This is a genomic window from Hallella multisaccharivorax DSM 17128, from assembly GCF_000218235.1.
GTDB classification, from domain to species: Bacteria; Bacteroidota; Bacteroidia; order Bacteroidales; family Bacteroidaceae; genus Prevotella; species Prevotella multisaccharivorax.
The window spans coordinates 1,966,543-1,986,698 of the sequence record NZ_GL945017.1 but is presented as its reverse complement, the minus strand read 5'-3'; the positions used below and the strand labels follow the sequence as shown (position 1 = coordinate 1,986,698).

19 protein-coding genes and 1 pseudogene are annotated in these 20,156 nt (G+C 42.3%); 3 read left to right on the top strand and 17 right to left on the bottom strand.

Annotation, left to right across the window (positions count from 1 at the left end; genetic code table 11):
* The first annotated feature begins 27 nt into the window (after positions 1-27).
* Together PREMU_RS08555 and PREMU_RS08550 are read left to right on the top strand one after the other, a co-directional pair.
* A complete protein-coding gene (locus PREMU_RS08555; protein WP_007574553.1) occupies positions 28-315 on the top strand; it encodes a helix-turn-helix domain-containing protein in 288 nt (95 codons plus the stop codon).
* 27 nt (positions 316-342) lie between these two features.
* On the top strand, positions 343-657 hold the full coding sequence (locus tag PREMU_RS08550; protein ID WP_007574551.1) for a helix-turn-helix domain-containing protein: 315 nt from the start codon (positions 343-345) through the stop codon (positions 655-657).
* Positions 658-733: 76 nt separating this feature from the next.
* Here PREMU_RS08550 and PREMU_RS08545 read toward each other — a convergent pair whose 3' ends face one another.
* The 10 genes and pseudogenes from PREMU_RS08545 to PREMU_RS08500 all read right to left on the bottom strand — a co-directional run bounded on the left by PREMU_RS08545 (position 734) and on the right by PREMU_RS08500 (position 11,373).
* The gene (locus PREMU_RS08545; protein WP_007574550.1) at positions 734-1,264 is read right to left on the bottom strand and encodes a hypothetical protein; all 531 of its coding nucleotides are present in this window, start codon (positions 1,262-1,264) and stop codon (positions 734-736) included.
* Positions 1,265-1,945: 681 nt separating this feature from the next.
* Positions 1,946-2,473 carry a hypothetical protein gene (locus PREMU_RS08540; protein ID WP_007367232.1) on the bottom strand — a complete coding sequence of 176 codons (528 nt, stop codon included), beginning with the start codon at positions 2,471-2,473 and terminating at the stop codon, positions 1,946-1,948.
* A 23-nt stretch (positions 2,474-2,496) separates the two neighbouring features.
* A complete protein-coding gene (locus PREMU_RS08535) occupies positions 2,497-3,576 on the bottom strand; it encodes a Gfo/Idh/MocA family protein (protein WP_007412263.1) in 1,080 nt (359 codons plus the stop codon).
* 3 nt (positions 3,577-3,579) lie between these two features.
* Positions 3,580-4,647, bottom strand: coding sequence for a radical SAM/SPASM domain-containing protein (locus tag PREMU_RS08530; protein WP_007574549.1), 1,068 nt, complete (start codon positions 4,645-4,647; stop codon positions 3,580-3,582).
* A gap of 92 nt (positions 4,648-4,739) precedes the next feature.
* Positions 4,740-6,435, bottom strand: a pseudogene (locus PREMU_RS08525) (sigma-70 family RNA polymerase sigma factor).
* 347 nt (positions 6,436-6,782) lie between these two features.
* The gene (locus PREMU_RS08520) at positions 6,783-7,199 is read right to left on the bottom strand and encodes a hypothetical protein (protein WP_007574547.1); all 417 of its coding nucleotides are present in this window, start codon (positions 7,197-7,199) and stop codon (positions 6,783-6,785) included.
* Between the two features lie 39 nt (positions 7,200-7,238).
* Positions 7,239-8,489, bottom strand: a complete 1,251-nt coding sequence (locus PREMU_RS08515) for a site-specific integrase (RefSeq protein ID WP_007574546.1) — start codon at positions 8,487-8,489, stop codon at positions 7,239-7,241.
* Between the two features lie 28 nt (positions 8,490-8,517).
* Positions 8,518-9,747, bottom strand: coding sequence for a site-specific integrase (locus tag PREMU_RS08510; protein WP_007574545.1), 1,230 nt, complete (start codon positions 9,745-9,747; stop codon positions 8,518-8,520).
* 470 nt (positions 9,748-10,217) lie between these two features.
* Entirely contained in the window at positions 10,218-10,673 is a 456-nt protein-coding gene (queF, locus tag PREMU_RS08505; RefSeq protein ID WP_040558815.1) for a preQ(1) synthase, read from the bottom strand.
* 7 nt (positions 10,674-10,680) lie between these two features.
* The gene (locus PREMU_RS08500) at positions 10,681-11,373 is read right to left on the bottom strand and encodes a queuosine precursor transporter (RefSeq protein ID WP_007574542.1); all 693 of its coding nucleotides are present in this window, start codon (positions 11,371-11,373) and stop codon (positions 10,681-10,683) included.
* A gap of 227 nt (positions 11,374-11,600) precedes the next feature.
* Here PREMU_RS08500 and PREMU_RS08495 point away from each other — a divergent pair, with 227 nt between their 5' ends.
* Entirely contained in the window at positions 11,601-12,356 is a 756-nt protein-coding gene (locus tag PREMU_RS08495; RefSeq protein ID WP_007574541.1) for a glycosyltransferase family 2 protein, read from the top strand.
* A 14-nt stretch (positions 12,357-12,370) separates the two neighbouring features.
* Here PREMU_RS08495 and PREMU_RS08490 read toward each other — a convergent pair whose 3' ends face one another.
* Genes PREMU_RS08490 through PREMU_RS08460 form a run of 7 tightly spaced genes read right to left on the bottom strand, consistent with a single transcriptional unit; the run spans position 12,371 to position 20,052 of the window.
* Positions 12,371-13,597 carry a glycosyltransferase gene (locus PREMU_RS08490; RefSeq protein WP_007574540.1) on the bottom strand — a complete coding sequence of 409 codons (1,227 nt, stop codon included), beginning with the start codon at positions 13,595-13,597 and terminating at the stop codon, positions 12,371-12,373.
* A gap of 2 nt (positions 13,598-13,599) precedes the next feature.
* A complete protein-coding gene (locus PREMU_RS08485) occupies positions 13,600-14,394 on the bottom strand; it encodes a polysaccharide deacetylase family protein (protein ID WP_007574539.1) in 795 nt (264 codons plus the stop codon).
* Complete coding sequence (locus PREMU_RS08480; RefSeq protein ID WP_007574538.1) at positions 14,384-15,490, bottom strand: glycosyltransferase; 1,107 nt, start codon at positions 15,488-15,490, stop codon at positions 14,384-14,386. The genes PREMU_RS08485 and PREMU_RS08480 overlap by 11 nt, the downstream gene beginning before the upstream one ends.
* Before the next feature lie 5 nt (positions 15,491-15,495).
* On the bottom strand, positions 15,496-16,830 hold the full coding sequence (locus PREMU_RS08475; RefSeq protein ID WP_007574537.1) for a hypothetical protein: 1,335 nt from the start codon (positions 16,828-16,830) through the stop codon (positions 15,496-15,498).
* Positions 16,827-18,167, bottom strand: a complete 1,341-nt coding sequence (locus PREMU_RS08470; RefSeq protein WP_040558184.1) for an oligosaccharide flippase family protein — start codon at positions 18,165-18,167, stop codon at positions 16,827-16,829. Before PREMU_RS08470 ends, PREMU_RS08475 begins: the two co-directional genes overlap by 4 nt.
* Positions 18,157-19,059, bottom strand: coding sequence for an AAC(3) family N-acetyltransferase (locus PREMU_RS08465; RefSeq protein ID WP_007574534.1), 903 nt, complete (start codon positions 19,057-19,059; stop codon positions 18,157-18,159). Before PREMU_RS08465 ends, PREMU_RS08470 begins: the two co-directional genes overlap by 11 nt.
* A complete protein-coding gene (locus tag PREMU_RS08460) occupies positions 19,060-20,052 on the bottom strand; it encodes a chain-length determining protein (RefSeq protein ID WP_223918650.1) in 993 nt (330 codons plus the stop codon). It lies immediately after the preceding gene.
* Between the last annotated feature and the right edge of the window lie 104 nt (positions 20,053-20,156).

Here is a 20,156-nt window from a genome sequence, read left to right as displayed (position 1 = left end):
AATTACAAACAAAACAACAATAAAATTATGGGATATTTTATCATTACGGATTCAAACTGGGCAAAGCTGAGGAACGAGATACTCAGCCTTGCCGAGACATGCCACAAGGCATTCGGGGAACAAAGCAGGCATACCGATTGGCTGCACAACGGGGATGTGTGCAGGCTGCTCAACATCAGCAAGCGTACCTTACAGCACTATCGTGATACGGGTGTCTTGCCCTTTGCCCAAATCGGGCATAAGTGCTACTACAAGCGTGAGGATGTAGAATGGCTGTTACAGACAAAATCGGAGAAATCAAAAACAGACAAATAAAAGAACGAGAAATAAGACAAGAGAACGATGGAACAGGTAAGGGACTTAAACATGGAGGCTGACGACATGCAGGTGGTGCTGTCCGCTATCAGCAGTGTAAGTAGAAGGATAAAGGAAGTAGCACAAACCCATAAACCGCTGTTTGGTGGAGAACATTTCCTAACGGGCAAGGAGGTGTGCGAGCTGCTGTATATCAGCCCCCGCACCTTGCAGGACTATCGGGACAGGAGGATTATCCCCTACACGCAGTTTGCTGGGAAGATACTCTATAAGGTGTCAGATTTAGAGAGAATGCTAAAAAATAGCTACAGGGAAAAAGATAAGATGAGGTTGAAATATTGACAATGCCACATAGCACTTGAGTTGATATATACCAGCCCAAGTGCCATGTATTGAATAGATACTTATATCTACATCTTTAATTTTCAGGTAAACCTACTTCTGGATTGAATGTTACAAAGACTTTTTTATTCTGGGCAATATTTACCTGTCCATTATATGCAATATTAGATTCTTCATATTTCATGTTTGGTCTGGCATAGTACACTTTCAGGTTATAATTACCAGATGTCAATTTGCTAATCTTAAAATTAACGTCGTATTTGCAAATACAATCAGCCAGTGCATCAAGGACATTATGGTACACGATAAGGGTTATCTGATTATCTTGATTAGCAATATTCACATAAATCTTTCTTACGGAACAGTTGGCTTTCAAATCTTCCAGTAGACACTGGGCTATACCGTCTTTGTCCAACTCTATACTTAATTTTGCTGGAATAGCATTGTTTTCTGCATAGAAGTCAGGACGTGTATCTGTCGGAGAGATGCTTAACTTACAATTAGAATTTGCGACATCATAAATTCTTAATGGCTCAAGAGATACCTTCTCAGAGGAACATGCAGATAATCCACAGAAAAGGATTAGGCTGTAAAATACTTTTTTCATAATTACAAGGATTTTATATGTTGATATTTATATAAACGTAATTACAAGTTATTTCTTGCTTATATTATTACGTATTTCTGTTATTAATGAATAAACGTATCTGACACTTTCCAAGCCTAAATCATGATTTGTGTCATGTTGTAGGATGGATACCCCTTTTTACTTTATACATAAATGATAAATTTTATATGCCAAAGCTCCATTGCCTTGACATTTGAGAGTAGAAAGGCCTCCTAAAAACACGAAGCATGATAAATCACCTGCAAGAAATTGATCATTCATGTTTTATAATTTAGACAAATTAAAATTATCACTGAACTGAAAAATGTCAATGACTCGTTTCTTGCTTGCAAAAATATAATCAAAAAATCTGTATTTCGAGAATCCTCAAAGCGCAACCGACCAACCAACCAATTATTTAACTTTATCAGACGGTTTGTAGGAGGATATGAGGAGAAATGAAGTGGAAATGGCTATAAAATATCATACCTGAAGGTGCACAAAGTCCAAGTGATATTCCCTTTTATTCGTGATACAATATAATGGTATAAAGGGCAATGAATAAACAAATACTGTGGTTAGAGAATATCATGCCCCCTTAAAAAAATAGCCCTCTTTGATACGATAATCAAAAAGGGCTGAAATCCGCAATAAAGACATACATTTTATGGATAGTGTTTACTATTCAATCAACTTCCCGTGTTTTTTGAGTATTGAGAGAAACTCTCCCCATTCTGCCGCTCTTTTTTCTTTTGCTTTTTGAATGGCCTTGTTCTCTTTAACATATTGACTATTGTCCTCAATATTGCGTGGGTAACAGTCACTCAGATAAAACTTGCCAGATTCTGAAACTAATGATAAGTCTGTGAAGATTTGACTATTGAAAGATGACACAAACGTTGAGATATGGAGTAGAACCTTACCATACGAATGTATTTCTATGTTACGATAAATGGGAAAGAGCAGACTTGTCGGCTCAAAATCTTGAAAAATAATCTCACGGGTCTGCGCGTTGAAAGACTTGATGTTGTCAAGTGTAAAGAGATAGGGGCTTGAAGCGGCTCTTGTCATTCGGGCTGTCCCTATAGCAAACAATTCCGTTTTCGATGCTTGCACTGTGGGAGTTGAAGCAGACTCATCTTCATTGCTGCAACCAATAAACAGCAACGAGAAGATGAACGCTTGTAATACACAAAAGTACCTTTTCATAATTTGTTGGATTTAATTAGTTATTATAATATGTGATCGTCAATTATGTTCATATACTTCTTTATTTCTGCCATTAAGGAATAAACATGCTTAACACTTTCCAAGCCAAAGACATGATTATCCTTGCATCTGTTTTCAACCATATCGGCAAACGCTTGAATTTCCGAGAAGAACCCTTGTGACACAATTTGGTTATTCCCAACCGTTGGTACAAAACCATTCCTTCCGTATAGGCTGACAACAGTTGCATTATTTTGGAATACTTTTTCCAATGGGATTCCCCATATAGCAGAGTGTCTTGGGGAAAAATCGAGTCTTTCCATTCTGTCCAATACATATTGTCCTTTGTCCGTACTGATACTTAATTGTTCCTGTGCATCCTGCCAAGAGTAATCCGTTGATAGTTCCAGCATCCCTGTTATACCTTGATGCTCCAACACAATGAATAAGGTCTGGGCACCATCCTTGCTGCACATTTCCTCTGCTGCCTTTACCCTTGCTTTACCAAAGAGAAACGTAACATAGTCAAGAGGATGGATGAACAGGTCGAGCATGGCATCACCCTCCGGGTATAACCCCGTAAGATAGCGATAATGATAGTGCCGTTCCCCTCCAATTCTCAATTGTTTTTGCAGGATTTGAGTGGCTGGGGCAAAACGTCTTTGCAGTCCGACAACGATATGTTGTGACCCGTATAATTTGACGGTATCGGTCAAAGACTTTAGTTCCCTCTCGTTCTCACACGGTGGTTTCTCTATGAATAAGGACTTCCCTGCTTTAATGACTTCGTTTGCTATATGAAAGTGCGAATGTGGATTAGCAGCCACAAAGACTCCCGAAACCGTATCATCATTCAAGATGTCTTGTAAAGAAGTCGTACCTTTTACTCCCTTGTACTTTTGAGAAATCAGCCCGGCTTTCTTCTCCGAGGTGCAGCAGATGTATTTCAATGGCAACTGAAGATATTGTATCACGGGCAACAGATTGCTGACACAATGATTGCCAAGACCTACAAGAGCATACTGTTGGGTGTAGATATGGTTCAGTTCCCTTATGCTTCGCATATTCTTGTATCTGCCGATGATTTTGTCTATATATCCCATAGTTTACGCTGTTATTTGCTTGAAATGTTCCTTATAGGTGATTTGCGTGTTGCTGGTCCATTGATATTTTCCGTAAAACAATTCTATCAGCCGTTTGGGAAACATTATCTCCAGATTTCTCAACAGGATAATATCATACTTCCGGTGATAGTTTATCCAGCATTGATTACACGCTTTGGAGTGTTGACACTGAATCTTACAGGTTTCCTTTGAATTGAATATCTCGTCAAGCGTGTTCTCATGGATGTTGCCCAAGACCACGTCCAAATTCTGGCACAACGGGACATCACCATTGGAATGGATGACTAACTCACTGAAAATGCTATGGCACCTCAGTTTCAGCCTGTTATTCTTCCATTCGTCATACAGGGCCACAAAATCAAAATTTTCATCCGTTTGATGTATGGATGAAGGTATCTGACGAATGAAATTATCATCATTGGCTTCCATCAAGTCCTTGGTCGTGTCAAAGAATGACATTGTACTATAAATGCCAATACGCACGTCTATGCTATATTTCTTGGCACAATCTATGACATGCTTCATATCCTCAAACGAGTTCCACGGAGAAAGGCAAAACATCAAGGAAATGGAGACAATATCCCTACACGCCTCTATAACTTCAATAACCTTATCATATCCATCCCTGCCACGCATATAGAGATAGGTTTCTCTGGTGCCGTCAAGTGAAATATACAGATGCTTGGGGTGATGATTTTTTACGGCAGATATTACCTTGTTTACCGCAAGACAATTAGACAGCAAAGTATAGTTGGGGTGATGTTCGTCAAACCATCCCAATATCTTGTCTGCTTCGGGATGAAGGATAAACTCACCTCCCTCCAAGCCGACCGTCGTGCGTTTCGTTATACATTTGCTGTTCATTATCTTGATGATGTCGTCTAATCTTAAATTTTCCGTAGGTTTCTTCCAAATGGAACAGTGCTTGCAACGTGACTGGCAGTTGGTAGTGGAATATATCATCAAGGAAGTAAGTTCCTTATGCCGTCTGCGTATTACATTGTTGGCAAATACTATTCCGTTGTGGATGTAGTCATAAATACTGTACATTCTTTCTTTTGAGTTTTGTCTTTTATTGTTAAGAGCAGAAAACCACGAAAAGACTGCACAATATTTATGACTTTTTTATCTATTTATTTCATTTACCAAGTAAGCCGCAATCCAAATGGTACTGTTATGATGAACGGATGCTCTGTGCGGTAGGTTTCAAGGCCACTGCCATTCCCGAAGTAATAGAACATGTTAGGTTCTAAATACAGACTGAAAGGTTTGAATAGCCTATACTGAACACCGATACCTAAGTTCACAGACCACTGATAACGTGGCTTGATGTCACTCTTTAACGTGTAGGACGAGTCAGACGTTATGATATACTTCTTATCAAGTGAACTGTGAACTGGCATCTCGAATGTCACTCCACCGGTCGTATAGGCATTGAATCGTCCCTTGCTCCATATACGATAGGTCAATCGCAATGGTATGCCCACATAATCAATCTTCTGGGTCTTCAACAAGGTCGCACCATGAAACTCACTCTCAAAATCAGACTTCATTCTTGTGTAAGTCAATCCTGTTCCAAAAGTCCAATGGGAACTTAGTTGCTTGTTGAGCGACAAACTAAAGGTCTGGGGGCGGTAGTGATGCGCCTTCTCACCTAAGGAAGCGTTGCCCTCTGTTGCATTATTCAGTGCTATCCATGACATTTTTGCCCTCTCGACGGAATCCATCAGTGCATTGTTCCGAACTAAATAATTTACATAATCATCCCATGTATATAATTTGGCCGCAGCCCCACCATTAGCGTAATCTACTACTGATAGGTAGTTCAAATTGGACATGGCTCCATTTGCTCCGGCATTAGATGAATAGCCGAAGTTAAATGTCCATGGGTATTTCTTCTTATTGCTGACACTAGGCGACATACTTTCATTCAATGCTATCATCTTATCTTGTGGTGTCTGTGGAATGCAGTATAAAGAATCGTTTGTTCCGATACCTATAGCCAAATGTTTTTGCAGGGAGTCTACGTTGAATAGTAATGCTCGTTGTTCTATTTCAGTACTGTCAGTTAACACTTGCGAAATTATATTTTCTTTAGAAATAATTGTACCTGCAGAACTTCTTCTATTATTACCGTTAATATTTGGCGAGGTAGAATATCTTGACTCTTCTTTCTTCAGAGTTCCTAATCCTTTTTGAACATATTTTGATTGACTCTTATGAGTGTTTGTAGCAGTAGGTCCGTTATCGGAAGTCTCAACAGTTTTATCTCTCGTTACGAAATAGATATTAAACCGGTATCAGAATTGGAAGCAGGAAGAGCATCCAATAATTAATCAGCATTGCACGCAATGTTTTCTTTGCCCTGAATAACTGGGAAGAAGAACTGTGCGGATTGATGCCGAGCTGTTCTCCTATCTCCTTGTGGGAAAGACCTTCTAAGACTGAGAGCTTGAAAACTTCACGATTCCCTTCTGGTAAGGACTCTATCGCTGACAACAATAGTCCGAACTCTATCTTTTTCTGTTCCTCACATGCTGCTTCCTGAATTTCTATATTCAAGCAAGATAAGGGTATGGCTTCTTTTTCTGTGTTTTGGAGATATTTTAAGGATAGATTTCTTACGATTGTTATCATCCAACCTTCCAATTTTGATTCATCTTTCAAATCTTGGATAGACATGAAGATTATAATAAATGCATCATGCAAAATATCGTGAGCTGAATTATCATCTTTTACATAATGCCGACATACGCCTAAAAGTCTCTTGGCATATGTCGTATATAGTTCTCCAAGGGCTTCTTTATCCCCTTTTTTACAAGCGTCAATCTGTATCATGTTATTTTAAGCAAGGGAATATCCCTTTTTGTCTAAAGGAGTCTATTAGCCCAAAAGACTGCACAAACTTTTGTTAAATTTCTTTGTTTTAACTTTTTATAACACAAGAGAGACTTTGCAAAAGCATTATGTTATTTCGGTATGTCACTTTGCAAAAGTACGAATTTAATGGCAAATAGCATATTATTAATTGGAAGTTTATAATTAGGAGTAGTATGTAGTGTTTAAGTAGTAGTTACATATTTATCTTACTAACTACACAATACTTCTTTTTCTTTCACCGAATTATCCCTTATTGTAGTTATGTAGTAAGATATAATTCGGTGAAAGAAAAAGAAGTATTGTCATCAGTTATCCGTGTTGCCTATCAGGAATATCGGTGTTATGGTAGCCATCGGTCGTTGTACCGTATGGCAGATATAACTTCTGAACAAATGCGCTTCCGTGCTGTCCAGCTGAAAGGATAGGGCAATGATGATTGGAAGCGGATAGAGCGGAGCATAACCTTTTAGTTGTTTGTTTGCATAAATATTTTCCTCGCCTGCACTCCTTTCATCAGGGTGCAGATTGGAAGACTTCACCAATATTTGCAGTCTGTAATTGAGTTTTCTCCATGTTACACCGAAGAAATTCACGAGTTCGTTCTCCGTCATGGCTATTTCACCATATCCCTTGCGAACGACCTGCATTCCATCAGACCAACCAAAATAACTGCGTTGATTGGCAGCGTTTGTTCTTATTTTTAAATTGTTGTTTGTCCTCATGCCGTTTCCTCCATTTTATAGGTTATAATATCCGAAAGTTCACAAATCTCTCTCCGCAATACCTCTCTTAATTGCCGATTGTTTGGCTATAAGCCTGTCCATATCCTTTGAAATCTTGTTGTCCGTTACCTGCGCATAAATCTGCGTGCTTGATATGGAGGCATGCCCCATCATCTTGGCTATGCTCTCAATAGGTATTCCTGCGCTTAGACACATCGTGCCAAACGTATGTCTTGCCATGTGGTACGAAAGTCTTTGACGGATACCGCAAGCCTTACCCACGATGCTCAGGTTCTTGCCAATCACACTACGGCTGCAATGAGGTTGAAAGACAAGGCTGTCGCCTTTTTCTTTCACCGTCTGCTGTTCTTCGTTTCTTGCCTGCTCTTTCCTATAATAGTTGATGATAGCTTCCGCTATGGGATGCAACGGCACGACAAACTCAACCTTTGTCTTCTGACGCTCTTTGCGTATATACATCTGTCCATCCGCTGCCGTTTGGATATGCTTGTATTTCAAATTCTCCATATCTGAGATAGCCAAGCCTGTGAAGCAGGAAAAGATGAACATCAGTCTTGCCAACTCTGCTTCCTTGTCATTCATACTCATTGCCATAAGTTTCATTACATCGCCCTTTTGCAAGAAGCGTATCTTCTTTTCATCCTTCTCATACTTGGCGTTATCAAGCGGATTGCAGCGGATAATCCTCCTGCTCACCGCACGAAACATCAGTCGGCTCAGCCAACAGAGATTGGTATTGACAGTCGATGCTTTCAGCCCACGCTTCTTAAGAAAGAAGCGGTATTCCTCAAACAAACTCTCCGTAATGGTGGCGATAGATATGTCTTGTACTCCTTTGTTATCGATAAATTCTCGGAGATTTCTATCAGAATAGTAAAGGTTCAGATAAGTCCCCTCTGCCCTTGACTTTCCAACGCTTTCCTTGACGGCTTGCAGTTCCGCCTTGCTCATGGCAAGGAGCGTGGTGGGGTTAGTGGCAATGCCTTGCAAACTGTTCTTGATAAGTTCCACACTTACCACTCCGTCCCTCGTCAATATGTCCCGATAGGTTTTTTCTATCAATTCCCTGAACTCATTGATTCTTTGGTTGGTCTTCCTATTGGTTGTCAAACCCTGTTTGGAGTTCCACTCGGAGACTTTACACTCTTCTCCTGTGGTAATGGCTGTGTTCTTTCCGTCTATGGTGATACGGCAGAGAATGGCGGTATTGCCGTCTGCCTTAGTTTTCTGTCTGTTGATATAGAACAGTATCTTGAATGTACTTCTCATTATGATTTTAGTTTTAATATGTCTATTGCTAAATACTCATCTGCATATCCTCCGTGAAAGAACGGAAACGATTAAACTCCTCAAAGAGTTTTTGGGGTGTAACCTTTGCATAACGCTCGGTCATGCTTACATTGCTATGTCCGAGCATCTTGCTCACCGTTTCAATAGGAACTCCTTGCTCAAGCGTAATGAGCGTGGCAAAGGTGTGTCTTGCCGTATGCGTGGTAAAGGGAAAGGCTATACCCTCTCTAAGGCGCAATGCTTTAAGATACGACTGATAGGTGGCATACTTCATCTGTGGCAGCAGTCTTTCCCTTTCTTCGCTTCGATACTTCTCTATTATCCTAATCGCTTCGGGCAACAACTTAATACGGCAAAGTACACCTGTCTTCTTCCTATTGAACTTCATCCAAAGATTTTCCTCATCATCACGGACAAGATGTGTCTTACTTAATCCCATTAAATCACAATAGGCTGCACCTGTATGACAGGCAAAAACAAACAAATCCCTTGCTGTTTCCATTTCTTCCTCCAACTCTCCGAAGTGGGTATTCATTAGTTTGTCAAGTGAACGTCTGTCAAGTGCCTTTGGGAGTTTCTTATCACCTCTTGCTATCTTTACATTAGCAAATAATAAGGTGTCAGCCAATCCTTCACGGTATGCCAACCTGCATACGGTCTTTATTTGGGATGCAACTGCATAGAAACTACTTTCCTGAAACCCTAATTTGTTCAAGTAATAGTCCCTGAAATCATAAATGAAATTTTCTGTAAGTTGCGAGAAAGACAAATCTTCCACCTTGTACTTGTCTTCGATAAATGTCCGAAGATTATTACGGGTAGTATAGTAATTGGAAATTGTTTCTCTCTTAATGTCAATTCCAATATGTTCTTTCTTCTCCCTGATGAGGATGTCCAATCGTTCGATAAGCATACATCGTGTCTGTACGCTGCCTTGAAACAGTTCCTTTACATCGGTTGCGTCAAATGGGCAACCTTTGGAAAGTAAGGCTTGATAAGCCGACTGAACAGACAACAGCAAACTCTCCAACCTGCCGTTTATCTCTACTGCCTCACGACTCTTGCCGTCCACTCTACTCTCACGGGGATTCCACAACTCTGGATTGCAGGAGAGTTTACAACTGAACTGGGCAACATTCCTTCCAAGTGTGATACGTCCCATAATCGGAGCCTTGCCCGACTTGTCAAGACCGCTCTTTTTGAGGTAGAGCAACACCTTCATTTTCTCTTGTTTCATACGCTTTAATTTTTATGGGCAAAGTTACCCGAATTAAAGCGTTCCTCACTTATGCAGAAAACTGCCGACCATAGCAAAAGCCACACGAGCGAAAATAATTCAGTTACCGAACATTACTCCATCGTTACCTATCTCAAAATCAGGTAATGCTTTGGTAACTGAACTTTTGCCTAAATCTGCATATTCCTGCCCTTTTTGAAAAGAGCACTTCTATGCAAATCGTTCTGTTTCTTCCTCATTATCAATTAGTTTACGCCAACTTCGACTTTTCTTCATTTTCGTTGATTAGTTACACTGTAATCGCACTGCCTTTACACTGTAATCGCATTGCCTTTACAGTGTAGACGCATTGCCTTTACAGTGTAGACGCATTGCCTTTACAGTGTAATCGCATTGCCTTTACAGTGTAATCGCATTGCCTTTACAGTGTAATCGCACTGCCTTTACAGTGTAATCGCACTGCCTTTGTGCTACTCATGTGTAGCAAAGCGTTTTTCGGCCAGTTCAGCGTACTTCGTACCCGGCCGTCCATAGTTGGCATAAGGATAGATGCTGATGCCGCCGCGGGGCGTGAAGAGCCCTGTCACCTCAATGTATTTCGGGTCCATGAGACGGATGAGGTCTTTCATGATGATGTTGACACAGTCCTCATGGAAGTCGCCGTGATTGCGGAAGGAGAAAAGGTAGAGCTTGAGGCTTTTGCTTTCCACCATGCGCACGTCGGGGATATAGCTGATGCGTATCTCGGCGAAGTCGGGCTGACCGGTGATAGGGCAGAGCGAGGTGAACTCTGGACAGTTGAACCGCACCCAGTAATCGTTGTCGGGATGCTTGTTGGTGAATGTTTCCAGCACTTCCGGAGCATAGTCCATCTTGTATCGTGTCTTGGTGCCAAGGGCTTTGAGGCCTTCTTCTTTTCTTTCTATCATCTGGTTATATATTGAAAATTTTCAGTACGTTATAGTCTACGCCCTCATCGTAGACGTCTTCTCCCTCATGTTCTTTCAAATGGTTCACTACACGGATGGTCAGAGGCAGTGCGACGACCTCGTAAAAGGTCTTGAGAAACACTTGCCACAGCATGAGGCCGGGCAGGACATCCCATGGCACCACTCCACCCAGCGCAAGTGGGAAGAAAATGACGGAGTCGCAGCTTTCGCCGGCCACCGTGCTCAGAATGGCGCGTGCGGAGAAGTGTCGGCCTTGGTCGTGTATCTTCATGCGGCTCATGACGTATGCGTTTATGAAACTGCCAACCAGAAAAGCCACAAACGAAGCTGCGGCGATGCGTGGAGCAAGGCCAAAGATGGCGTGGAAGCCTTCACGGTTGTGCCAATAGGGTGCCCCAGGAATCCAGTCGCACAGCGCGCCCATGGCCACGAAGAAGAAGTTCATGGCGAAACCGGTCCAAATGAGCAGCCGCGCTTTGCGGTAACCCCACACCTCGCAAACGCAGTCGTTGATGATGTAAGAAACGGGAAAGACAATCAAGCCGCCCGTCAAGTTAACGGGGCCAATGGCAATCTGCTTGGTTTCGAGGATGTTTGCTAAAATGAGGCAAACACAGAAAAGAATGCTGAAGAGCATGAAAAGCATACTCACTTCAGCGCGTGGTCGTTTTGTCATTTCTTGTTTTGTTAAAGGGGGTTGAGCAAGTACCCCTGTCGTGATGATATGTTTTGCGGATGCAAAGGTACAAATAACCAGGAAATTATTGCCTATTTCTCTTGAAAACATGAGGAAAGAATTGATATTTAAAGATGTTTTCCTCTAAAGAAAAAAGCACTTTCTTTATCCAACTGGCTTATAAATCACAGTTTTTATGTAAATTTGCAGCAAAAGATCTAAGGTGAATGAAGATTTCGGTAATTACGGCTTCCTTTAACAGTGCGGCAACCATCAAGGACACAATGGATTCGCTGCTTCGGCAGACGTTCACGGATTGGGAATACATTGTCGTGGATGGCGGCTCTACGGATGGTACCGTAGAGTTGCTCAAACAGTATGAGTCAAGGATGGGTGCTCGTATGAGTTGGACTTCAGAGCCCGACAGCGGCATCTATGATGCAATGAACAAAGGCATTGTCAAGGCTTCTGGGGATGTGGTCGGCATTCTCAATTCTGATGATTATTTCACTTCAGACGATGTGCTCTCCCATGTAGCCGATGCTTTCTCAGATGCTGCGTTGGACGCGGTGTATGGGGATATTCATTTCATTCATGATGGCGAGCCAAATAAGATAGTGCGCTATTATTCTTCTCGTCTTTTCCGTCCATTTTGGCTGCGCTTCGGTTTTATGCCTGCACATCCTTCTTTCTACGTTCGCCGGCACATCTATGAGGAAGCCGGTCTCTACGATACTAGTTATAAAATCGGCAGTGACTTCGAGATGATGGTCAGGCTGTTTCGGAACTATCGAATCACTTCCCGGTATATTCCTATGGATTTTGTTACGATGCGCACAGGAGGTGTGAGCACAAAAAATCTGCAGAGTCGCTTCATCTTGTTAAAAGAAGATGTGCGCGCCTGCAGAAAGAATGGTATCTACACCAATCAGCTGATGATTGCGGTGAAATACCTGTATAAAATATTGGAATGTAAAGTTTGAAAGATGATGATTATCTAATCATAAGTGTGTGCGTGCAGAATATTTTCATACAGTTTATAATATTCATTGAATCGTTGTTGGCGGTTAAAACACCGGACAGCTCTTTTTCTGCATTGTTGTGAGAACAGGGTCTTCCCTGTATTACAAATGTGAATAATCTTTTCTTTGGCGGATAGAAGATCACCTTTCTTTATTACGTATCCGGTTTCTTCGTCTATGGCTTCGTTGCTTCCACCGGTATCGTATGTGATAACAGGTGTGCCGCAAGCGAGAGCTTCTATATTTGTTGTCGGAAAATTGTCTTCCCATGTCGGGTTGAAATATACGTCGGCTGTGGAATACAGTCTAACCAAATCATCCACGTTCTCTGTACGCCGAATGCCGATGATTCCGTGGGGGAGGCGTTTCCGCTCTTCTTTATTGACTCCGACAACGACGATGCAATAAGTATCGTCTAAGATAAATCTTAATCTCACGAAGTCTTCCAACCCCTTGCGATACCAGTTGGAAGCAATGCCTAAGATTACTTTCCGGCTCTTGGGTATACTGTATTTCTCCCTGATACTTTGGCTTTCTCGGATGGTAAAGGTTTGGATGTCTATGCCATTATAGATGCATTTCCTTCTGATATTCTTGAGAAACGACTGACCGACTTCTCTGTCAAGCCATTGGCTTACAGTGACCAAGGTCAAGTTTGGAAGTGAATTGAATATATATTTTTTCTTTTCAAAGTTGGAGTAGGAATGGTCGAGCCACAGCGATTTGGGATAGTTGTGCTTCAACGGACAATGCCCACAATGGTTCTTCCATTTTTCGCAATTGGCGTACATGTAATGAGCACAGTGCCCCGTGAACGGCCAACAGTCGTGTAATGTCCATACAACGGGTGCACCATAATCTTTGAGAAAATGGAAGAGTATTGGATAATTCAGGTAATAGCCATGAATATTGTGCAGGTGTATAATATCGGGTTTTATCTTCTTGATATAGTGTATCAACCTCAGAGTCGCTATGTGGGACATGAGTCCTTGGTTGTCAAGTAATCGGGATGTAACTCCATGCGCCATCTCATCGAAGTTGCATCCGATGTGATAAAGATGAGATTGGCTTGGATTCATCCATCGGCCATAGGCAATGTAGCTATTCCAGCCATGGCTCATGGCCACAAGTCCGATGCCTTCGGCTATCTTTCCATGGGATCCCCAGTTAGCTGTAATGTTTATTTGTAACAATTTTGGCATAATCAGTATTTCTTATTGCAACCAAGGAAATAATTCAGATGCTTAACGGGCCAAAAAGGCTCGAAATGACGCCGGTTGATGACATTCCCATTAAAAGAAAAATAGTTCTTGTAGTCTGACTGGGAGAATACGTACTTGTACGTATTGCATGCAATATCTATTGCCTCCTGATTTGCTTCAGATAACTTCCCATATGGGAAAGCAAAGTAATCGCATTGCTTTCCTATCTTGTCTTCAATAATTTTTTTGCATGTGACAATTTGATAGTTAAGCGTTTCTGTACTTCCGCTGTTGATCATATAATGATCCATGGTATGTGCGCCAATCAGATGTCCTCTGCTAGAGAGTTCTTGAAGTTGTTGCCATCGCATGGGTAATCGATTGTGAGTTAACACAATATCTTCATCGAAGTGTTGGATATAAGCGTCGTCGCCATTTACATAGTTAGGATTGACGAAGAACATGGCGTTAGTCCTGAACTCTTCAAGCACGGGAGCAAAAACATCATAGCCTTCCATGAAACCATCATCAAAGGAGAAAGCAACCAATGGTTTAGACGGATTCTCATGGTTGGCTATCATGCTGACGGCTTTTTCAAAACGGATAAACTCAACCTCTTTAGACAAAGCATTCAGCAGATTTTGGAAAGTCTCAGGCTCTGCTTCTTTCTGTATCCGATGTCCGTTGAGAATATGTATACCTGGCTGTGGAGTTTTGAACGCACCAAGAATATTCAGTACTTGATACCGCAGTGCAGAGCGGCATTTAAAGTAAAATGAGTCTGTATTAGTTGGCATTGAGTACTTGTTTTATCACGTCTATTTGATGATGGATGTTCCATTTCCTGTCTACTTCAGAGAAACATTGTTGCCTGACAACTTCTCTCTCCTGTTTGTCTTTTCCGATCCATTTGCCGATGGTAAAGGCTAAGTTGGTAGTATTGTCTTGTTCAAAGAAGTCACCTGTCAGTTCTGTTTTTATTGCTTCGAACTCTGGCATCTGCTCTAGAAAATTGTTATGTGTGATACAGGGACAGCCAAACGACATGGCATGAATGGCAGTCAAACCTATATTTCCAGGCGATACGCATACAGCGGCATTGTAAAACAATTCCCCGAGTTTTCCATCGTCATAGCAGGGTCCATATATCCACAACTGACGGCTGATACCTTTTGATGATGCCAGATCAGCCAAATTTACGCCGTCCACATCCTTGCCAATAACCATAAAATTGACAACTTGACCCTTATTTTTCAGGATCTGTATGGCATCAAGTACTTGTTCCAATTTCTTACGGTGCTGCACCCGTCCACAATAGATAATCGTAGGATAATCATTGTGAAAATAATCTTTATAGACGTTGGTTTTATGCAAGGTTTTTCTAATGTTCAGGTCCTCATCTGAGTCCATGGAGTTGGCAATACAGAACATTTTCTTACGGTCAAATCCTTCTTTTTCCATCAAGTTAATGGCGTATTCATTGTAAAGCATAAGTTTGCTAAACAAAGAGTAGAACACTTTTTTAATGATTCTCTTCAATCCTCTTTCTCTGCCATACCATCCATGACTCCACGACACAGTGACTTTCCCTCTCAATCTGGCCAGTAGCAGAATTGCCCAAGATGAGAGACAATAAGGCTCGCCGTCAAGGATATAATACTCATAGTCTTGCTTGATAAGTCCCACAGAATGGCTTTGCCAATAGAAATGATGGAAGAATATATTATGCAACGAAGCTTTATATCCTTTCAGTTTCTTATAGACAAACGTCTTGATAGGACTCTCAACCTTGTCACCAAGATAGAAATCACAATTAAGTTCCTCGCTCATCAGCTGGAAGATGGGAAACCGATAGTGTGCTCCGATATTGGTAATAACGCACGTCTTCTTCATTGGATTCACACTTTTATATCGATCGTTTTGTCTACTGCTAATGCATTGTCGGTGCAGCACAGAAGCAGGATGGTCAGTATCATGCCGTTTGTCAATAGTGTTGTGAAAATAGAGGTATTGAGCAAGTAGGACAGGCAGGGCAAGAGAACTATCATCAGATCACTGACCTTGTATCGGTAACCAATGGCATTGATGACGGACAGGAATAGCAGGAAGAATAGGCCGATTGCCACTATTCCTATGAAGCCCCAGGCCGCATAGCCGTCGGTAAGAAAGAATGTGGCATTTGCATTCTGTGTGTTGTACGCTATAGCTTTGCCCAAAGGAACATCGTACGGGTATGCCTGCGTGAAAAAGTTGACGATACCGATGTGACTATAATAAGTAAAAGGATGGAATTGGAAGAAGTGAACATACATTTGAGTCAGCCACCCTGAAACACAGACTGTGCGGAGAATGACAAATGACACAATGATGAAGAGTGTCTTATGGTCTTGCAATCCTAAGAGTATGGGACTTACAATGCAGATAGTCATGGTAATCCATGCGTGCAGGTATTGGGTGATACTCTTGATGTTGGCTTTTATCAGAAAATACATGCCGACAAGAAAGAAAGGCATGAAGAACGTGATTTTCTGCATGTCGGCCATGAATAGCAAGAAGTAGCCGCCAAGAATTGAAATGGCTTTCAGCCAATTTCGCTCTTTGAGAAAGTTTACTAACAAGAAAGGATAGAATGCGCCGAAAAGCCAACCGGAGATATAATTGATGGGGCCACTGCTGCCCTCAGCGTTCTTTTCTCTGAAATCATACAGTAGGTCCTGCTGAGAAATAGGATTGACAAAATGCATATTCTTCAGTTGAACTGCTACGAATAAAACGGTGAGCGCGATGGTTAGTATCTCGATCCAACGGAAAGAAATAGCTGGGACGATGCGAAAGTCCTTGATAATATTGCCCTGACTGTCCAGAAAGAAATAAAGGCAGAAGAAAATACAGAGAATTATATTGACAGATTGTTTCTCAATTGCCGATATATCCCAGATGACGGATATGGCGTGGACGATGGGTATATAAGCAAAAAGGTACAGGAATAAGGTGAGAAAAGAGGATACTTTATGGATTCCCCGATAAAAGCAGAACGGTAGGGTGGAGCACACAAGCCATAGAATACGGTGTATAGTATCCATAGGGATATAGTCAATGTCTCCCAAGTAAGCAAAGGTTTTGAAAACAAAGTTCTCAAATAGAAAGTCGTAGATAAGGAGATAGGTAACTATGCATGCCAGCTTTCCCCATAGGCTCTCTGCACTGAAAAGAAAATGAAGGACCTTTCTCATAAATACAGAAGCCTGATGAAGAGGATGATGACAGCCACGATCCATATTGGCAGATATTTCAGAAAGACAGCCATATTGGTGTTGCTGAGTCGGACAATCTTTATCAATAGTCCTGCTTTGGCGATACAACAGCCTATAGAAAACACGATGAGCACAGTATACAACGGAAGGTGAAGGAAGCACCCGACTGTGAGCCCACCAATGCCGAGTAGGAAATAAAAAATATCAAAACACAACAGTGTATCTTGTTGGTTCTTGTAGCGGAAGAGCGGAAGGAGCGGTTGAGTGAGTATTGTAGGGAACGACCATAAGGCCAAACATAAAGAGATGTCGCCGGCTGTCTGCCATCTGTTACCTAAGAATAAGACAATAAGGCGGTCACCACCACAGGCCAGCACCAGTAAAGGAAGGATGGAAATGATGGCGGTGACGCTGATTATTTTTTGTGAGATGGCCGTTACTTCCAACGTATCGCCCTTACCTTGACACAGTTGCTGATAGTATACTTTGCCAATGGCGGAACCGATGAGTGACATGGGAAGCAGCAGTAACTGGAGAATGATGGAGAAGCACCCTATGCTCGCCTTGCTGAAATAGAATGCCAAAATGATAGTAGGAAGGTTGAATGCCGCGAAAGACAGCAGGCTGGAGGGAGCGTCAAAAAGCGGAAATTTTTTGTTCTCCACAAGCAACTTCTTGATGTTATGCGTATTAAACTGCTCGTGATGGCTTGGGAAGTCTTTGTGCTTTAAGCTGATTACTAAAAAGAATGCGGAAACGTACAGCGCAATGGTTGTGCCTAAGATAAGTCCGTTAAAGGCAGTGAGGCCTAATAGTGCGGCAAGTATTCTGAGCCCTGCCTGGCAACTACCCTGAAGGATGTTGTTGAGAGACAGGGCCGTATATCTGCTGAACCGGTTGCACAGATTATATCCCAAGGTATATGGAATATAGGCAATGAGATAAGCTGCAAGCAGTTGAATGTCAGGAAAAGAACAGAAAAAAGATATATCCATACTACGTCCATAGAGAAAGACAAGCATGAGGACAGCAATGGCGATGACAGCACATATGATACAAATCTTCAACAGATTGGATAGCTTGTCAGCTTCTATCTTGACAATTGCGTTCTCCAGACCGGCAAACAATACCAACGTTGCCATGGCAATAAACGAGGAGAATATGCCCCAGTCGCCGAATGCTTCCGGTTGATAAAGACGTGAGAGAATTGGAGTCACCACGAGAGGAAGCAGATACATCACGATGTTGCTTGATGACATCTTGAGCGTATTTACGAAGAGTGGACTCTCTAAAGCCTGGTGTATCTTATTTCTCAAAACTGTAACCTTTCGTTGACGGAATATAATACATCGTGATTCCTTTTCTGCCCAATTCTATCATTTTTCTCAGGCAAGGCTGTGTCTTGTAAACTTGAATCAACAAGTTGGACAATTTCCTGCTCTGGTGTTCTTCCTGGGTGAAGTGGCTGATGAGGCGTTGCTCTCTCGTTCGTCTTTCCAAGTTGCCTTCTATGCAATGGTAAGACCTTATCTCACCTTCCGGCTCCTTATAACGGTAGGTCCACTCCTCTGTAAAAAACTGTCTCCAATAGGGAAACTCTTTGTAAAGCATGGCTTCTACACAATGATCGAATGTCCCGATATAATGTGAGGGTAGTCCCAGACAGAAATTCAGCGCGTTCAATTCGGTCATGCGATACCATGGTGACTTTTCATCCCAGCAGTTGTTGCAGTTCTGGTGATCCTGTGTCAGCCATTCTGCGTGTTTGCCCCATGCTGTTACTGAATGTTGTACATTGATGCTTCTGACGGTTCCGGGATATTTGCGGAAAGTCTCTGCCAGCAGTCCTGCGCGCGTCGGCTCTGTGGAAGGGTCGAACACGTAGTCCTTGTCGTGCGTGTGGCTCTGGTCGGGAAAGGCCGGCATCATTAGGGTGCCTTCTGGCGTGAGGACCCCAAGGATCTTGGTTATCAGCTCTTCCGCGGTCCCTTGATAATTGTAGAATTCCCGCATGGCAGCGTGGATGCATACCGTTGAGCCTTTGTGCATGCCAAGTTCTCTCATCACTGCGACAATGTCATCAGCGTTGTATTTCTCATGATAAATGATCTGACCGATTCTTTTGTGAATTTTCTTCTGTAAGAGGGACAGATTCTCTATGCCGGTGACAGCTTTAATGATATGTCCGGCTTGCGTAAGGAAGGACATTTAAAATGTAAAAAGATTGCGGATATCTTTGCGGAGGATGACGGCACATTCTATGCAGAAGATGAGAAACGTCATACATAAAGCAAACAGCGCCCTCTTCGGGCCGGCAGGCTTGACGGGTACTTCAGCTCCTTTGATCAGCGTGAAGACGGGCGTGCGCTCCTGCACTTTGGCGGCCGCGGCCTGCAACTGGTTGTTGTAGTTCGTATAAGCATTGTATTTAAGCTGCATGTCGTTCTCCAGATCTTCTATTTTCGACTGTACGCTCTGCAGTACGACATCCTGATTGGCATCCGAATAGCTTCCATATGCCTGGCGGGCCTTGACATAAACAGCTTTGGCTTCAGTGGTCAGTTTCTTGTAATAGTTATAGTCCTTGATGGCTTTACTGGTCCTGTACTTTGTGATGAATCCTTTCAGTTGGTTGATGACCGAATCCGTCACCGTCCTGCAGACCAGTGGATCCTGATCGGTCGTCATGATGGTAATGACGCCGTCTTTGCTGTTTACCTTAATCTGAATGTTGTGTTGGACAGTCTTCAGGATATCGTTTTGCTGTTTGGTCAGCCGATAAGGGGACACCTTTTTGTTCTCAACCGTACTGTCTTTGGGAAAGCCTTTCGACCACCATGGATGTTTCTGGTATTTGAGCAGGTAGGAGTAATAGTCACATTGAGTCTTACCATCCGAAGTGGTTACCGGCGTGCTGAACAGCCTCACGATGAAATGGTTGTCGGTGAGAAGGTCCGGATAGAGCGTAGGAGTGATGGCATCCACCGACTGAATGTTGGACATGTCTATGCCCAATGTTGAGGCAATGGAGCTCAGGCCGCCTCCGCTTTTCGGCAAGTCGACCTCTGGAGCCAGCATCGAGCTTGTCTGATAGTATCTTGGGAAAGATGCAATGACTGCATAGAAAATCAGCAGGGCGGCAGGCAATGTCGCCAATATCCAGTACTTCTTGCGGCAGAGTTTATGGATGACTGATTTCATGTTGATTGTAATCGGGTGATTGCGGCTTACTTCCATTTAAAGCTATATATTCAATTTCGTTGTATATCAACACTTCCTCGCTAAAAGCATAATCAGCTTGTATA

What these genes read in the sequence shown, in the direction of transcription:
- PREMU_RS08480 (WP_007574538.1), bottom strand. Translation starts at nt 15,490, where the DNA reads ATGAAGAAGACGTGCGTTATTACCAATATCGGAGCACACTATCGGTTT.
- PREMU_RS08465 (WP_007574534.1), bottom strand. Translation starts at nt 19,059, where the DNA reads ATGTCCTTCCTTACGCAAGCCGGACATATCATTAAAGCTGTCACCGGC.
- PREMU_RS08485 (WP_007574539.1), bottom strand. Translation starts at nt 14,394, where the DNA reads ATGCCAACTAATACAGACTCATTTTACTTTAAATGCCGCTCTGCACTG.
- PREMU_RS08555 (WP_007574553.1), top strand. Translation starts at nt 28, where the DNA reads ATGGGATATTTTATCATTACGGATTCAAACTGGGCAAAGCTGAGGAAC.
- PREMU_RS08500 (WP_007574542.1), bottom strand. Translation starts at nt 11,373, where the DNA reads ATGACAAAACGACCACGCGCTGAAGTGAGTATGCTTTTCATGCTCTTC.
- PREMU_RS08475 (WP_007574537.1), bottom strand. Translation starts at nt 16,830, where the DNA reads ATGAGAAAGGTCCTTCATTTTCTTTTCAGTGCAGAGAGCCTATGGGGA.
- PREMU_RS08545 (WP_007574550.1), bottom strand. Translation starts at nt 1,264, where the DNA reads ATGAAAAAAGTATTTTACAGCCTAATCCTTTTCTGTGGATTATCTGCA.
- PREMU_RS08460 (WP_223918650.1), bottom strand. Translation starts at nt 20,052, where the DNA reads ATGAAATCAGTCATCCATAAACTCTGCCGCAAGAAGTACTGGATATTG.
- PREMU_RS08550 (WP_007574551.1), top strand. Translation starts at nt 343, where the DNA reads ATGGAACAGGTAAGGGACTTAAACATGGAGGCTGACGACATGCAGGTG.
- PREMU_RS08510 (WP_007574545.1), bottom strand. Translation starts at nt 9,747, where the DNA reads ATGAAACAAGAGAAAATGAAGGTGTTGCTCTACCTCAAAAAGAGCGGT.
- PREMU_RS08535 (WP_007412263.1), bottom strand. Translation starts at nt 3,576, where the DNA reads ATGGGATATATAGACAAAATCATCGGCAGATACAAGAATATGCGAAGC.
- PREMU_RS08490 (WP_007574540.1), bottom strand. Translation starts at nt 13,597, where the DNA reads ATGCCAAAATTGTTACAAATAAACATTACAGCTAACTGGGGATCCCAT.
- PREMU_RS08530 (WP_007574549.1), bottom strand. Translation starts at nt 4,647, where the DNA reads ATGTACAGTATTTATGACTACATCCACAACGGAATAGTATTTGCCAAC.
- PREMU_RS08515 (WP_007574546.1), bottom strand. Translation starts at nt 8,489, where the DNA reads ATGAGAAGTACATTCAAGATACTGTTCTATATCAACAGACAGAAAACT.
- PREMU_RS08540 (WP_007367232.1), bottom strand. Translation starts at nt 2,473, where the DNA reads ATGAAAAGGTACTTTTGTGTATTACAAGCGTTCATCTTCTCGTTGCTG.
- PREMU_RS08495 (WP_007574541.1), top strand. Translation starts at nt 11,601, where the DNA reads ATGAAGATTTCGGTAATTACGGCTTCCTTTAACAGTGCGGCAACCATC.
- PREMU_RS08520 (WP_007574547.1), bottom strand. Translation starts at nt 7,199, where the DNA reads ATGAGGACAAACAACAATTTAAAAATAAGAACAAACGCTGCCAATCAA.